General features: G+C 55.0%; 12 protein-coding genes and 1 riboswitch. Of the genes, 9 read left to right on the top strand and 3 right to left on the bottom strand.

Annotated features, from left to right (window positions below):
* Positions 1-162 precede the first annotated feature (162 nt).
* Positions 163-1,311, bottom strand: coding sequence for an acetylornithine deacetylase (argE, locus tag F3I15_RS14325; RefSeq protein ID WP_150018368.1), 1,149 nt, complete (start codon positions 1,309-1,311; stop codon positions 163-165).
* A gap of 164 nt (positions 1,312-1,475) precedes the next feature.
* Between argE and argC the strand changes: the two genes are divergently transcribed.
* The 5 genes from argC (at position 1,476) to oxyR (ending at position 7,216) form a co-directional block, all read left to right on the top strand.
* On the top strand, positions 1,476-2,480 hold the full coding sequence (gene argC, locus F3I15_RS14320) for an N-acetyl-gamma-glutamyl-phosphate reductase (protein ID WP_150018367.1): 1,005 nt from the start codon (positions 1,476-1,478) through the stop codon (positions 2,478-2,480).
* Positions 2,481-2,498: 18 nt separating this feature from the next.
* Complete coding sequence (gene argB, locus F3I15_RS14315; RefSeq protein WP_150018366.1) at positions 2,499-3,275, top strand: acetylglutamate kinase; 777 nt, start codon at positions 2,499-2,501, stop codon at positions 3,273-3,275.
* A gap of 14 nt (positions 3,276-3,289) precedes the next feature.
* On the top strand, positions 3,290-4,507 hold the full coding sequence (locus F3I15_RS14310; RefSeq protein WP_039381164.1) for an argininosuccinate synthase: 1,218 nt from the start codon (positions 3,290-3,292) through the stop codon (positions 4,505-4,507).
* A 68-nt stretch (positions 4,508-4,575) separates the two neighbouring features.
* Complete coding sequence (argH, locus tag F3I15_RS14305) at positions 4,576-5,949, top strand: argininosuccinate lyase (RefSeq protein WP_150018365.1); 1,374 nt, start codon at positions 4,576-4,578, stop codon at positions 5,947-5,949.
* 349 nt (positions 5,950-6,298) lie between these two features.
* Positions 6,299-7,216 (top strand): DNA-binding transcriptional regulator OxyR, encoded by a 918-nt coding sequence (oxyR, locus tag F3I15_RS14300; RefSeq protein WP_150018364.1) that lies wholly within the window; start codon positions 6,299-6,301, stop codon positions 7,214-7,216.
* Here oxyR and sthA read toward each other — a convergent pair.
* Positions 7,199-8,599 (bottom strand): Si-specific NAD(P)(+) transhydrogenase, encoded by a 1,401-nt coding sequence (sthA, locus tag F3I15_RS14295; RefSeq protein ID WP_150018363.1) that lies wholly within the window; start codon positions 8,597-8,599, stop codon positions 7,199-7,201. The two genes, oxyR and sthA, sit on opposite strands and share 18 nt — an antisense overlap.
* A 193-nt stretch (positions 8,600-8,792) precedes the next feature.
* Here sthA and fabR point away from each other — a divergent pair, with 193 nt between their 5' ends.
* Positions 8,793-9,437, top strand: a complete 645-nt coding sequence (gene fabR / locus F3I15_RS14290) for an HTH-type transcriptional repressor FabR (RefSeq protein WP_150018362.1) — start codon at positions 8,793-8,795, stop codon at positions 9,435-9,437.
* A gap of 18 nt (positions 9,438-9,455) precedes the next feature.
* Positions 9,456-9,812, top strand: coding sequence for a YijD family membrane protein (locus tag F3I15_RS14285; RefSeq protein ID WP_039381151.1), 357 nt, complete (start codon positions 9,456-9,458; stop codon positions 9,810-9,812).
* A 30-nt stretch (positions 9,813-9,842) separates the two neighbouring features.
* Here F3I15_RS14285 and trmA read toward each other — a convergent pair whose 3' ends face one another.
* The gene (gene trmA, locus F3I15_RS14280) at positions 9,843-10,946 is read right to left on the bottom strand and encodes a tRNA (uridine(54)-C5)-methyltransferase TrmA (protein WP_150018361.1); all 1,104 of its coding nucleotides are present in this window, start codon (positions 10,944-10,946) and stop codon (positions 9,843-9,845) included.
* Positions 10,947-11,058: 112 nt separating this feature from the next.
* Positions 11,059-11,240: riboswitch (cobalamin riboswitch) on the top strand.
* 68 nt (positions 11,241-11,308) lie between these two features.
* On the opposite strand from trmA, the gene btuB reads away from it, so the two are divergent.
* Complete coding sequence (btuB, locus tag F3I15_RS14275) at positions 11,309-13,174, top strand: TonB-dependent vitamin B12 receptor BtuB (RefSeq protein WP_150018360.1); 1,866 nt, start codon at positions 11,309-11,311, stop codon at positions 13,172-13,174.
* On the top strand, positions 13,119-13,970 hold the full coding sequence (gene murI / locus F3I15_RS14270; protein ID WP_150018359.1) for a glutamate racemase: 852 nt from the start codon (positions 13,119-13,121) through the stop codon (positions 13,968-13,970). Before btuB ends, murI begins: the two co-directional genes overlap by 56 nt.
* The last annotated feature ends 362 nt before the right edge of the window (positions 13,971-14,332 follow it).

The raw sequence follows: 14,332 nt of genomic DNA, 5'->3' as shown, positions 1-14,332 counted from the left end.
ACTCCGTCAATTAGCCTGAACTGACGAAAACAGGCAGCTAACGTGCGGAAAGTGATAAGTTTTATCGGGGATGGAGAGAGATAAGTTATTCTTATCAGCAAACGCCAGATAATGACGGGGCATTTTGCTGATTAAACAGTGAAATGCCCCGCATATTATCTATCAGCGGCAAAAATGCTGCACAACCTGCGTGATCAGGGCGTGAGTTGGCTTAATAAATGCGGTATCGATAAATTCATCCGGCTGATGCGCCTGCTCGATTGAACCTGGCCCCAGCACCAGCGTCGGGCAGATCTGCTGAATAAAAGGCGCTTCGGTACAGTAGTTGACCACTTCTGTCGGCACGCCCAGCAGCTTTTCCACTACCGTAACCAGCTCATGATCGACCGGACATTCATAACCCGGAATAGGCGGATGCAGTTCGCTTACGGTCAGACGGCCAGGCCAGCGGGCGCTCACCGGTGCCAGCGCTTCATTCAGCAAGCCATCCAGATCGTTCAGGCTCAGGCCCGGCAGCGGCCGGATATCCATATGCAGCTCGCAACAGGCGCAGATGCGGTTAGCCGCGTCACCACCATGAATATGACCAAAGTTCATGGTCGGATAAGGAATGGCAAAGCCATCATGGTGATAGCGCTCTTGCAGGGTATGGCGCAGCTTCATCAGTTCCGTAATAGAGGCGTGCATCAGCTCAATCGCATTTACGCCGCGCGCCGGGTCGCTGGAGTGGCCTGACTGGCCCTCAATGCGGATAGCGTGTGAAAGGTGGCCTTTGTGGGCGCGTACCGGTTTGAGCGAGGTAGGCTCACCGATAATGGCGCAGTCGGGGCGCAGCCGGGCTGACTCAGAGAAATATTTGGCACCTGCCATCGTGGTCTCTTCGTCAGCGGTCGCCAGCACATAGAGCGGTTTTTTAAGCGTAGTGACGTCAACATCGCGCAGCGCATCGAGAATAAAGGCGAAGAAGCCTTTCATATCTGCCGTGCCCAGGCCGTAAAGTTTATTGTCATGTTCAGTCAGGACAAACGGATCGCGTGTCCAGCGTCCGTCATCAAAGGGCACGGTGTCAGTATGACCCGCCAGCAGCAGTCCGCCTGCGCCTTCCCCGCTGCGCGCCAGCAGGTTGAACTTATGTCGCGTGCCCGGTACCGGCTGAACTTCAACGCTGAAGCCCAGATCGCGGAACCAGCCCGCCAGCAAATTGATTAAACTTTCGTTGCTCTGGTCAAGCGCGCTGTCGGTTGCGCTGATTGACGGTGAGGCGATCAACTGGCGGTAGAGTTCGATAAAAGGTGGAATTTTTGACTTCACTGTTGACGGTCCTTAGGTTAGGATGTATCAATATTCATGCACTAATAGTGAATAAAAATACATTAACGTCGTCTGCATGTGAACTGAAAAAGTGCAAACGGCATCGTGGGCAACGGGGCACGGCCGCGACCCGATACGTTGACTGTAAAAAGGTATACAGCCTGATGTTGAATACGCTGATCGTTGGTGCCAGTGGTTATGCTGGCGTAGAGCTTGCCACTTACCTGAATCGCCATCCGCATATGAACATAACCGCTTTAGCGGTTTCAGCGCAAAGCCCGGATGCCGGAAAATTGCTCTCCGATCTCCATCCGCAGCTGAAAGGTATCGTGGATCTGCCGCTGCAGCCGCTGAACGATCCGGCGGCGTGGGCAGAGAAAGTGGATGTGGTGTTTCTCGCGACGGCGCATGAAGTCAGCCACGATCTGGCGCCTGAATTTCTGAAAGCAGGCTGCGTGGTCTTCGATCTCTCAGGCGCCTTCCGGGTCAATGATGAGGCGTTCTACACCCGCTACTATGGCTTCAGTCATCAGCATCAGGCGTGGCTGGATAATGCGGTATATGGTCTGGCCGAATGGAATCACGAACGTATTAAAGAGGCACAGCTGGTGGCCGTGCCTGGGTGCTATCCCACCGCAGCGCAGCTGGCGCTGAAACCGCTGCTCAAAGCGGATCTGCTGAATGACGCACAGTGGCCGGTAATCAATGCCACCAGCGGCGTCAGCGGGGCCGGGCGCAAAGCCAATGTTGCGACCAGCTTTTGCGAAGTAAGCCTGCAGCCCTACGGCCTGTTTAACCACCGTCATCATCCGGAAATAGTTGCCCATCTTGGCGCGCCGGTTATTTTTACCCCGCATCTGGGTAATTTTCCCCGCGGTATTCTGGCAACCATCACCTGCCGCCTGAAAGCGGGTATTACGCAGCAGGATGTGACCGACGCGTTTTATGCGGCCTATCATGACAAGCCGCTGGTGCGCCTCTATGACAACGGCGTCCCGGCGCTGAAAGCGGTAGTGGGCCTGCCGTTCTGCGATATCGGTTTTGCCGTACAGGATGAACATCTGATTGTGGTCGCGGCAGAAGATAACCTGCTGAAAGGCGCGTCATCACAGGCGATTCAGTGTCTGAATATTCGTTTCGGTTTCCCTGAAACGCTCTCTCTGATTTAACGGACGGATAACGTAACCATGAGCAATCCACTGATCATTAAACTGGGTGGCGTACTGCTGGATAGCGAAGAAGCACTGGCCCGGCTGTTTGATGCGCTGCTGGCGTACCGTAATGAGCATCAGCGTCCGCTGGTAATTGTGCACGGCGGCGGCTGTCTGGTCGACGAACTGATGAAAAAGCTCGCGCTGCCGGTGAAAAAGAAAGATGGCCTGCGCGTTACACCCGCCGATCAAATCGACATTATTACCGGCGCGCTGGCGGGCACAGCGAATAAAACGCTGCTGGCGTGGGCAACCCGTTACGGCATTAATGCTGTCGGGCTGTGTCTGGGCGATGCCGGACTGGTCAGCGTCGCGCAGTTTGATGAAGCGCTGGGGCATGTCGGGCAGGCCACGCCGGGCAACCCTGCGCTGCTGAACACGCTGCTTAATGCAGGCTATATGCCGGTTATCAGCTCAATTGGCATCACTGCCGGCGGCGCGCTGATGAATGTGAATGCCGATCAGGCAGCGACGGCGCTGGCAGCCACTATCGGAGCCGATCTGGTGCTGCTCTCTGACGTCAGCGGCATTCTCGACGGCAAAGGCCAGCGTATTGCTGAAATGACCGCAGCGAAAGCGGAACAGCTGATTGCGCAGGGCATTATTACCGACGGCATGATTGTTAAAGTCAACGCTGCGCTGGATGCGGCACGCACGCTGGGCCGTCCGGTCGATATCGCCAGCTGGCGTCATGCTGAACAGCTGCCAACCCTTTTCAACGGCGTGTCGATTGGCACCCGGATTCTCGCATAATCAAGGATTAAGACATGAGCACGCAAAACATTAAAAAAATCGTTCTGGCCTACTCAGGCGGCCTCGATACCTCAGCCATCATTCCATGGCTCAAAGAGAACTACGGCGGCTGTGAAGTGGTGGCGTTTGTCGCCAATATTGGTCAGGATCCGGCCGATCTGGAAGGCGTTGAGAAAAAAGCGCTGCAGTCGGGCGCATCTGAATGTCACGTAGTGGATCTGCGTGAAGAGTTCATCAGCGATTACGTCTACCCGGTGCTGCAGACCGGTGCCCTGTATGAAGGCACTTATCTGCTGGGCACCTCCATGGCGCGTCCTATCATTGCTAAAGCGCAGGTTGAACTGGCGCTGAAAGTGGGTGCTGACGCGCTGTGCCACGGCGCAACCGGTAAAGGCAACGATCAGGTGCGTTTTGAAACCACCTATACCGCGCTGGCACCGCAGCTTAAAGTTGTTGCGCCATGGCGCGAGTGGGATCTGCGTTCGCGTGAGGCGCTGCTCGACTATCTGAAAGAGCGCAATATTCCGACGACCGCGTCGCTGGAGAAGATCTACAGCCGCGATGAGAACGCATGGCACATCTCCACCGAAGGTGGCGTGCTGGAAAGCCCGTGGAACGCACCGAATAAAGATTGCTGGGTATGGACCGTGGATCCGCTTGAAGCGCCGGACCAGCCGGAAAATGTCACCGTGACCGTTGAAAAAGGCTGCGTGGTTGCCGTGAACGGCGAGCAGCTGAGCCCGTTCCAGTGCCTGGAAAAACTCAACGTCCTGGGTGCTAAACATGGCGTTGGCCGGATCGATATCGTGGAAAACCGTCTGGTTGGCATCAAATCACGCGGCTGCTATGAAACCCCCGGCGGCACCATCATGGTAAACGCACTGCGTGCGGTTGAGCAGCTGGTTCTGGATCGCGACAGCTTCAAATGGCGTGAGCAGCTGGGCCAGGAGATGTCTTACGTGGTATATGATGGCCGCTGGTTCGCACCGCTGCGCCAGTCTATTCAGGCGGCGGCAGCATCGCTGGCGGAAGAGGTTAACGGTGAAGTGGTTCTGCAGCTCTACAAAGGTCAGGCAACGGCGATTCAGAAAAAATCTGCTAACAGCCTCTACTCAGAAGAGTTCGCTACCTTTGGTGAAGATGAGGTGTATGACCATCGTCACGCGGGCGGCTTTATTCGCCTGTTCTCCCTCTCTTCACGCATTCGTGCGCTGAACGAGCAGAAGAAGTAAGCACACAGCAGCAGTTATGCAAGGGCGGCTCAGGCCGCCTTTTTCAACACGATTTCAGGAGCAAGCAGATGGCACTTTGGGGCGGACGGTTTTCGCAGGCAGCAGATCAGCGGTTTAAACAGTTTAATGATTCACTGCGTTTTGATTATCGCCTGGCGGAGCAGGACATCACCGGCTCTGTAGCGTGGTCAAAAGCGCTGGTGACCGTAAATGTTTTAACCCAGGCGGAACAGCAGCAGCTTGAAGCAGCGCTGAACGAACTGCTGGCGGACGTACGCGCGAATCCGTCGCAGATCCTTGAAAGCGATGCAGAAGATATTCACAGCTGGGTCGAGGGCAAGCTGATCGATAAGGTCGGGGCGCTGGGTAAAAAGCTGCATACCGGACGCAGCCGTAACGACCAGGTTGCCACCGATCTGAAGCTCTGGTGCAAAGAGCAGGTTGCCCTGCTGCTGGACGCGACGCGTCAGCTGCAGAGCGCGCTGGTGGCGACGGCGGAAGCGAATCAGGATGCCGTCATGCCGGGTTATACGCATCTGCAGCGCGCGCAGCCGGTTACATTTGCCCACTGGTGTCTGGCGTATACCGAAATGCTGGCGCGCGATGAGAGCCGTCTGCAGGATACGCTGAAGCGGCTGGATGTCAGTCCGCTGGGCTGTGGTGCGCTGGCCGGTACCGCTTATGAGATTGATCGCGAGCAGCTGGCGGGCTGGCTCGGTTTTGCTTCGGCCACGCGTAACAGCCTGGATACCGTGTCCGATCGCGATCACGTGCTGGAGCTGCTCTCTGACGCGTCAATCGGCATGGTGCATCTGTCGCGCTTTGCGGAAGACCTGATTTTCTTTAACACGGGCGAGGCGGGCTTCGTCGAGCTGTCTGATAAAGTCACCTCAGGTTCATCGCTGATGCCGCAGAAGAAAAATCCGGATGCGCTGGAGCTGATTCGCGGTAAATGCGGCCGTGTCCAGGGCGCACTGACCGGCATGATGATGACGCTGAAAGGCCTGCCGCTGGCCTACAACAAAGATATGCAGGAAGACAAAGAAGGGCTGTTTGACGCGCTGGATACCTGGCTCGACTGTCTGCACATGTCAGTGCTGGTTCTGGATGGTATTCAGGTTAAACGTCCGCGCTGTCAGGAAGCGGCTGAACAGGGCTACGCCAATGCCACCGAGCTGGCTGACTATCTGGTCGCGAAAGGCGTGCCGTTCCGCGAGGCGCATCATATTGTGGGAGAAGCGGTCGTCGCGGCTATCCAGCAGGGTGTGGCGCTGGAAGCGCTGAGTCTGGCTCAGCTGAAGCAGTTCAGTAACGTCATTGAAGAGGATGTCTATCCGGTGCTTTCGCTGCAGTCTTGCCTCAACAAGCGTAACGCGCGCGGCGGTGTTGCGCCGCAGCAGGTAGCCCAGGCGATCCGCGAAGCACAGGCGCGCCTGCAATAGCCGCTCCCGGACGCTGGCCGGTTTGATACGCCATAAAAAAAGCGGGCTTTATAAAAAAGCCCGCCAACCTCTGGCTTCGGAATTGCATATTTTTATAGGCACATCATCAGCGTACCGGCACTCCCCGCCAGCACAGTGATTGGGTTCAGCAAAACAGATTTGCTGCGTAAAAAGCGTTTTTCATAAAAGCGTTCAGCCCCGGCACATGTTCAGCTAATAAATAAATTTCTCTACAAATGCATGGGCTTAAATCAGTGGGCGCTATTATTCCCGTGCATAGCTTGATAGGGCCAATCGTTCGTTGCTATTCTATCTATCGCCACGGGCTATCGTGGTTTGGAGGATATTAATGAACATTCGCGATCTCGAGTATCTGGTTTCACTTGCGGAACACCGCCATTTCCGCCGCGCTGCTGATGCCTGTCATGTCAGTCAGCCGACCCTGAGCGGACAGATCCGTAAGCTGGAAGATGAACTGGGCGTCATGCTGCTGGAACGTACCAGCCGTAAAGTGCTGTTCACCCAGGCAGGGCTACTGCTGGTTGATCAGGCGCGAACCGTACTGCGTGAGGTTAAGGTGCTGAAAGAGATGGCCAGCCAGCAGGGTGAAGCGATGTCCGGACCGCTGCATATCGGACTGATCCCCACGACCGGCCCCTATCTGCTGCCCAATATTATCCCTATGCTGCATCAGACTTTCCCGAAGCTGGAGATGTATCTGCACGAAGCGCAGACTCAGCAGCTGCTGGCACAGCTCGACAGCGGCAAACTCGACTGCGCTATTCTGGCGCTGGTTAAAGAGAGTGAAGCCTTTATCGAAGTGCCGCTGTTTGATGAGCCCATGAAGCTGGCGATCTACGAAGATCACCCGTGGCACGATCGCGATCGCGTGCCGATGTCCGATCTGGCGGGTGAAAAACTGCTGATGCTGGAAGATGGTCACTGCCTGCGCGATCAGGCGATGGGCTTCTGCTTTGAGGCGGGTGCGGACGAAGATACCCATTTTCGCGCCACCAGTCTGGAAACGCTGCGTAATATGGTGGCGGCCGGCAGCGGTATTACGCTACTGCCTTCACTGGCGGTGCCCAAAGAGCGCGTGCGCGATGGTGTCTGCTATCTGCCCTGTTATAAACCGGTGCCGCAGCGCACTATCGCGCTGGTTTACCGGCCAGGCTCGCCTCTGCGCAGCCGCTATGAGCAGCTGGCAGAAGCAATCAAAACCCATATGCAGGGCCATTTTGACGCGGCGTTAAAACAGGCGGTTTAATCCGTTCAGTGCGGCCACGCGATAGGCTTCAGCCATGGTAGGGTAGTTAAAGGTGGTATTCACGAAGTACTCAATCGTGTTACCGCCATTTTTCTGCTCCATAATGGCCTGGCCGATGTGGATAATCTCCGCCGCGCGCTCACCAAAGCAGTGGATCCCCAGAATCTCTTTTGTCTCGCGGTGAAACAGAATTTTCAGGCTGCCGACGTGCATGCCAACAATCTGCGCGCGTGCCAGATGCTTAAACTGCGCACGGCCCACTTCATAAGGCACTTTCATCGCGGTCAGCTGCTGCTCTGTTTTTCCTACCGAGCTGATTTCAGGAATGGTGTAGATACCGGTCGGAATATCTTCGATCAGATGCGCACTCGCTTCACCTTTGATAATTGCCTGAGCAGCAATACGCCCCTGATCGTAGGCGGCGGAAGCCAGGCTTGGATAGCCAATCACATCACCCACGGCATAAATGTGCGGCTGCGCGGTCTGATACATACTGTTGACTTTGAGCAGGCCGCGTCCATCCGCTTCCAGACCTACATTCTCCAGCGAAAGCGAGTCGGTGTTTCCGGTGCGGCCGTTCGCATACAGCAGACAATCCGCTTTGACCTTTTTGCCTGACTTCAGGTGCATGATCACGCCATCGCTGACGCCTTCAATCTTCTCAAACTCTTCGTTGTGACGGATCACTATACCGCTGTTCCAGAAGTGGTAAGAGAGGGAATCGGACATCTCCTGATCGAGAAACGCCAGCAGGCGATCGCGGGTGTTGATGAGATCGACCTTGACGTTAAGACCGCGGAAGATAGAGGCGTATTCGCAACCAATCACGCCGGCACCATAGATGATCACATGACCCGGTTCATGATGCAGATTCAGAATAGAGTCGGAATCGTAGATGCGCGGGTGTGTAAAGTCGACGTCGGCCGGGTGATAGGGACGTGAGCCGCAGGCAATGACAAATTTTTCTGCCGTCAGCTGCTCGCGGGTGCCATCAGGCTGCTCCACCTCTATTGTGTTGGCATCAACAAAATGCGCGTCGCCCTGATAGAGTTCACAGCGGTTACGCTCATAGAAGCCCTGGCGCATGGCAGTCTGCTGACTGATAACATTTTCAGTGTGGTTAAGGATGTCAGCGAACGAGGAGCGGAGAAGACGGGTATGATCGCTGTAGAGCGGGTTCTGATTGAATTCAATGATGCGGCTGACGGCATGGCGCAGCGCTTTGGAAGGGATGGTTCCCCAGTGTGTACAACCGCCGCCAATGTTGTGGTAGCGTTCGATCACTGCGATGCGCGCTCCCTGCTTGACCAGCCCCATCGCCGCACCTTCGCCGCCCGGACCGGAGCCAATGACAATGGCATCGTAATCGTAAGACTTTTGCATACCAGTACGTCCTATTCTTCTATACATTTTTACAACGAGATTCTAACATCTCGCCGCGCACATCTGAATTCTAACAGTGAAAAATGCAGAAGTTTGACATTCAGTGAGGTTAACAGGCGGTGACAAAGTTTGCCCGGCTGTACGCTGAAAAGTTTGTTATAGTGAGCGCCTGATTACTCACAAGGCCGCAAAGATGGGCGTTCGGGCGCAACAAAAAGAACGTACAAGACGTTCGCTGATTGAAGCTGCATTCAGTCAGCTTAGTGCAGAAAGGAGTTTTGCCAGCCTGAGTTTACGCGAAGTAGCACGTGAAGCCGGCATTGCCCCTACCTCATTCTACCGTCACTTTCGTGATGTGGATGAGCTGGGACTGACCATGGTTGATGAGAGCGGGCTGATGCTGCGCCAGCTGATGCGCCAGGCGCGCCAGCGTATCGCGAAAGGCGGCAGCATCATTAAAACGTCGGTGGCAACCTTTATGGAGTTCATCGGCAACAACCCGAATGCGTTTCGGCTTCTGCTGCGCGAACGTTCCGGCACGTCAGCCGCCTTCCGCGCTGCTGTCGCACGTGAGATCCAGCATTTTATCGCCGAACTGGCTGACTACCTTGAGCTGGAAAGCCGTATGCCGCGCAGCTTTACCGAAGCGCAGGCTGAGGCGATGGTGACCATTGTTTTTAGCGCCGGCGCTGAAGCGCTGGATGTCGACTCTGACCAGCGGCGTAAGCTGGAAGAGCGGCTGGTACTGCAGCTGCGTATGATCGCCAAAGGCGCCTACTACTGGTATCGCCGGGAACAAGAGCGGCTGGCCGTGACCCTGGAATTCCCTGAAAAATAACGTGATAAGGATAATGAAATGATTGAGCAGCATCCTCGTGATAAAGGAACGTTATTACTCTCTTTTATTACTGGTTTAGCAATCAACGGCTCCTTTTCGGCGCTGTTCAGTAGCTTTGTGCCGTTTTCCATTTTTCCGCTGATAGCGCTTGGGCTGTCAGCATGGTGCCTGCATCAGCGTTACCTCAATCGCAATATGCCGGACGGCATGCCGTCACTGGCTGCGGCATTTTTTCTGCTGGGCATTCTGGTCTATAGCGCCATGGTGCGCGCAGAATATCCGGATATCGGCTCGAACTTCATTCCTGTTATTCTGATGACGGGACTGGTGTTCTGGATTGGCACGCGCTTCCGCCGCGCCAGAAGCCGGCAGTAAAAAAACGGGAACCTGCGGGTTCCCGTTTTTTTATGCTTTGCGCGTCAGCAATACGCCGCATTCCATATGGTGGGTATACGGGAACTGATCGAACAGCGCCAGCCGCTCAATCTGATGCGTGCCTGACAGCGCGGCCAGATTGTCGCACAGGGTCTGCGGGTTACAGGAGATATACAGAATATGCGGATACGCCTGCACCATTTTTACCGTTTCATCATCCAGCCCGCTGCGTGGCGGATCGACAAAAATTGTCTCGCACTGATAGCTGCTGAGATCGATGCCTTCCAGCCGGTTAAAGCTGCGCACGCCGTTCATGGCCTGGGTAAACTCTTCCGCTGCCATACGAATAATCTGCACGTTATCGATCTGATTTACGGCGATATTGTACTGAGCCGACGCCACCGAGGGTTTGGCTATCTCTGTAGCCAGTACGCGGCGGAAATTGCGCGCCAGCGCCAGCGAAAAGTTGCCGTTACCGCAGTAAAGCTCCAGCAGATCGCCACGCGACTGCTGCGTAACATCCAGCGCCCACTCCAGCATCTGAATGTTCATGGCGGCATTAGGCTGGGTAAAGCTGTTTTCTACCTGGCGGTAAATCAGCTCTTTGCCCGCCACCGGCAGACGCTCATCCACGTAGTCGCGATCCAGACAGATTTTGGTTTTGGTCGCGCGTCCAATCAGCTGCACATCAAATCCTTCAGCACGTAACTGGTCACGCAGCGCGCTGGCGGCGGCATGCCACTCTTCTTCCAGTTTGCGATGATAAAGCAGGGAGATCACAATCTGGTTGCTCAGCGTGGAGAGGTAATCGATCTGGAACAGCTTAAAGCGCAGCACCTGATTATCGCGTATCGCTGCCATCAGTCTGGGCATCATCTGATTAATCAGCTCGCTGGCGGCCGGAAAGCTGTCCACGCGAATGCGCTGTTTGGTCGCCTGGTCGAAGATGATGTGATAGAGGTCGTCACCGTCGTGCCAGATGCGAAACTCTGCGCGCATACGGTAGTGACTGACCGGCGATCGGAACACCTCCACATCAGGCGCGGTGAAAGGGGTCATCATCGTCTGTAAACGGCTGACTTTTTCAGCGAGTTGCGCGTCATACTGGTCAATCGGGAGCTGTTCGGGTGTCATCTTCAATCCTGGTAATAAGCCTGCTTGCCGGGCGATTGTAGGCATTCAACTGCTGATGTCCAGCCCAACCGAACGTCAGAAAGCGGGAGGAGTGGATCGGCGGCGGGCTTAACCGTAGACTGCGGCCGCCGGCCTCATTGAGTTAAAAGGGAATCCAGTGCAAATCTGGAGCTGACGCGCAGCGGTAAAAGAATGTCGTGGTGATCGCCCAGGCAGACACTGTCCTGACGGATGGGAAGTCTTCACCATTTATGATTCTCAGCCCGAAGACCTGCCGGTGTATCGTCGCAAACGCTGAGATCATCGCGTGCTATCGATCTCAGGCCTGCGGCATCCGGCTCGATCCTTTGGATGCTATAACAATGAAAATAACCTCTGCTTCGCTGTTCACCCTGAGTGCAACAGCGCTGTCGCTCTGGGCGCCCTCTGGCTATGCCCGGAAAAATGATAATACGCAACTTGTCACCGCTAACCGCTTTCAGCAGCCGGTCAGCAGCGTGCTGGCACCGGGTGAGGTGATCACGCGGGAAGAGATCGATCGCTGGCAGGCAAAATCGCTGACTGATGTCATGCGGCGCCTGCCTGGCGTAGATATTGCGCAAAACGGCGGTCCGGGCCAGACCAGTTACATCTATATCCGCGGCGCGGAGGCGCGTCATACGCTGGTGCTGATTGATGGGATCCCGCTGGCGAAATCAGGGATCACCGGCATCGCTGACTTTAGCCAGATTCCGCTGGCGTTGATTCAGCGTATTGAGCTGATTCGCGGACCACGCTCCGCCGTTTACGGCGCCGATGCCATTGGCGGCGTGGTGAACATCATTACCGGGAACAGCGAGCCAGGCGGGCAAATAACGGCGGGTCTCGGGTCGAATCGCTATCAGGAGTATGATGCGGCGCTGCGACATAAGGTGGGCGAGGATACGCTGGTAACCGTAGCGGGGGCCTTTCAGTCGACGCGCGGCTATAACATCCAGCCGCAGTCGGCGTATGCGGTTGATGGCGATCGCGACGGCTTTCGCAGTAAAACATTCTGGGCCGGTGTGAATCACCGTATCAGCGACAGTTTATCCGCCTTCTTTCGCGGCTACGGCTACGGCAATAATAGTGCGTATGATGCAGGCTATCAGGACGGCAGTGATAAACGGCAGATTTATAATCATACCTATGAAGGCGGTATGAAGTTCAGTGAAGAGCGCTACTCTTCGGAACTGAGCTACAGCTACCAGCGCTATAAAGATTACAACTATGCCAGTACGCTCGGCCTCTATCGTCCGGGCACGTCGCTGGATGATATGAGCCAGCGTAATCTGCAGTGGGGCAATAGTGTTGCCATGGCGCATGGCACACTCAGCGCCGGCATCGACTGGCAGCAGCAGAAACTCGCGTCCAGCGATCGGTTCAGCGCTGACAACTACACGCGTAACAGCACCGGTTACTATCTGACCACGCAGCAGCAGTTCAATACGCTTACGCTGGAGGGTGCGCTGCGCGGTGATAATAACAACCAGTTTGGCTGGAACGGCACGTGGCAGGCAGCGGCGGGATGGGCGTTTATGCCCGATTATCGCCTCATCTTTTCGTATGGCACCGCTTTCCAGGCACCTACGCTGGGGCAGATGTATGGACAGAGCCGTCTATTTATTGCATCCAATCCCGATCTCCGGGCTGAGAAGTCACATCAGATTGAAACCGGTCTCGAAGGACTCAGCGGTCCGGTGGAATGGCACCTTTATCTTTACCAGAATAAAATTAATAACCTGATCGACTACAGAGCTGACGAAAACTTTACTGGCACCTACTACAACGTACAGTCAGCGACGATTAAAGGCATTGAGTGGAGAGGCAGTGCAGATACCGGTATTTTTACTCACCGTATCACGCTGCAATATATCGATCCGCGCCGCGATGGTGATAATGAGGTACTGGCACACCGTTCCCGCCAGCAATATAAGTATCAGCTGGACTGGACCGCACTGGATATCGACTTTGATCTCGCCTGGCAATATTTTGGTAAAAGCTATAACAACAATACCAACCAGTACGCAGCAACACAGCGTCGCATGCCGGGTTATAGCCTGGTGGATTTCTCAGCTGCGTATCCGGTCACGTCTCATCTGACAGTTCGTGGTAAAATTGCCAATCTGTTGGATAAGGATTATGAGACGGTTTATGGCTATCGCACCCCTGGACGAGAATACTACCTTAGCGCCAGCTACAGCTTCTGATCTCCGTCCCACCGTGCTGGTGTTTGATTCCGGCGTAGGTGGGCTCTCCGTCTATGATGAAGTCCGGCAGCTGCTGCCGGACCTGCACTATCTCTACGCTTTCGATAATGAAGGGTTTCCCTATGGCGAAAAAACGGAAACGTACATTGTTGAACGCGTAGTGGCAGTGGTCACGGCCATTACGCAGCGTTTTCCGCTCGCATTGGTCATCATTGCCTGCAACTCGGCCAGTACCGTCTCTTTACCGGCACTGCGCGAACGCTTTGCGTTTCCGGTCGTCGGCGTGGTGCCGGCAATTAAGCCGGCGGCTCGCCTGACACGTAACGGGGTAGTGGGGCTGCTGGCAACGCGGGGAACGGTAAAGCGGCCCTATACCCATGAACTGGTGAAACAGTTTGCCCGGGAGTGCACCATTGAGATGCTGGGGTCTGCTGAGCTGGTTGAACTGGCAGAGGCGAAGCTGCATGGTGAACCGGTATCACTGAGTGAGGTTCGCCGGGCAGTGCAACCCTGGTTACGAATGAAAGAGCCGCCAGATACGGTTGTGCTTGGCTGTACGCACTTTCCACTGCTGCGCGATGAACTGCAGCAGGTTCTGCCGGATGGAACCCGTCTGGTTGATTCCGGTGCTGCTATAGCCAGGCGTACCGTCTGGTTGCTTGAGCACGAGGCGCCTGATGCGGCTTCTGCTGACAGCAACATCGCGTTTTGCACATCTATGGACGAAGAAGCGGTACAGTTATCCAGCGTTTTACAGCGTTATGGCTTTCCGTTGCTCGAAAAACTGGCAGTTTGAGGCGGTTTCGCTGAAAAAAACAACACTCAGAAAATAATTCAAAATTAGCACTTGTCAGCCCGGAAGAACTCCCTATAATGCGCCTCCACTGACACGGCACAACGGCTTACGAAGCGTCGCGTCAAGCAGGTGGCTTTTACAGCAACCTTCAGAAAAGCAAAATAAATGCTTGACTGAAAATGCGGAAAGCGTAATATACGCATCCCGCGCCGCTTGAGAAATCGCGGCACTGCTCTTTAACAATTTATCAGACAATCTGTGTGGGCACTCGCAGGATTGATATCAGCGTCTCCGGACGTAAAAAATATCAAGTCTTTGCTGAGTGAACACGTAATTCATTACGAAGTTTAATTCACAGAGCA

Origin of the sequence: Pantoea sp. M_9, assembly GCF_008631385.1 — a bacterium.
GTDB lineage: Bacteria > Pseudomonadota > Gammaproteobacteria > Enterobacterales > Enterobacteriaceae > Pantoea > Pantoea eucrina.
The sequence above is the reverse complement of the archived record's forward strand: the minus strand, read 5'-3'. Positions and strand labels throughout refer to the sequence as shown.

Coding starts and splice junctions, on each gene's coding strand:
- sthA (WP_150018363.1), bottom strand. CDS start 8,599: ATGCAAAAGTCTTACGATTACGATGCCATTGTCATTGGCTCCGGTCCG.
- argC (WP_150018367.1), top strand. CDS start 1,476: ATGTTGAATACGCTGATCGTTGGTGCCAGTGGTTATGCTGGCGTAGAG.
- btuB (WP_150018360.1), top strand. CDS start 11,309: ATGAAAATAACCTCTGCTTCGCTGTTCACCCTGAGTGCAACAGCGCTG.
- argH (WP_150018365.1), top strand. CDS start 4,576: ATGGCACTTTGGGGCGGACGGTTTTCGCAGGCAGCAGATCAGCGGTTT.
- oxyR (WP_150018364.1), top strand. CDS start 6,299: ATGAACATTCGCGATCTCGAGTATCTGGTTTCACTTGCGGAACACCGC.
- trmA (WP_150018361.1), bottom strand. CDS start 10,946: ATGACACCCGAACAGCTCCCGATTGACCAGTATGACGCGCAACTCGCT.
- F3I15_RS14310 (WP_039381164.1), top strand. CDS start 3,290: ATGAGCACGCAAAACATTAAAAAAATCGTTCTGGCCTACTCAGGCGGC.
- F3I15_RS14285 (WP_039381151.1), top strand. CDS start 9,456: ATGATTGAGCAGCATCCTCGTGATAAAGGAACGTTATTACTCTCTTTT.
- argB (WP_150018366.1), top strand. CDS start 2,499: ATGAGCAATCCACTGATCATTAAACTGGGTGGCGTACTGCTGGATAGC.
- murI (WP_150018359.1), top strand. CDS start 13,119: ATGGCTATCGCACCCCTGGACGAGAATACTACCTTAGCGCCAGCTACA.
- fabR (WP_150018362.1), top strand. CDS start 8,793: ATGGGCGTTCGGGCGCAACAAAAAGAACGTACAAGACGTTCGCTGATT.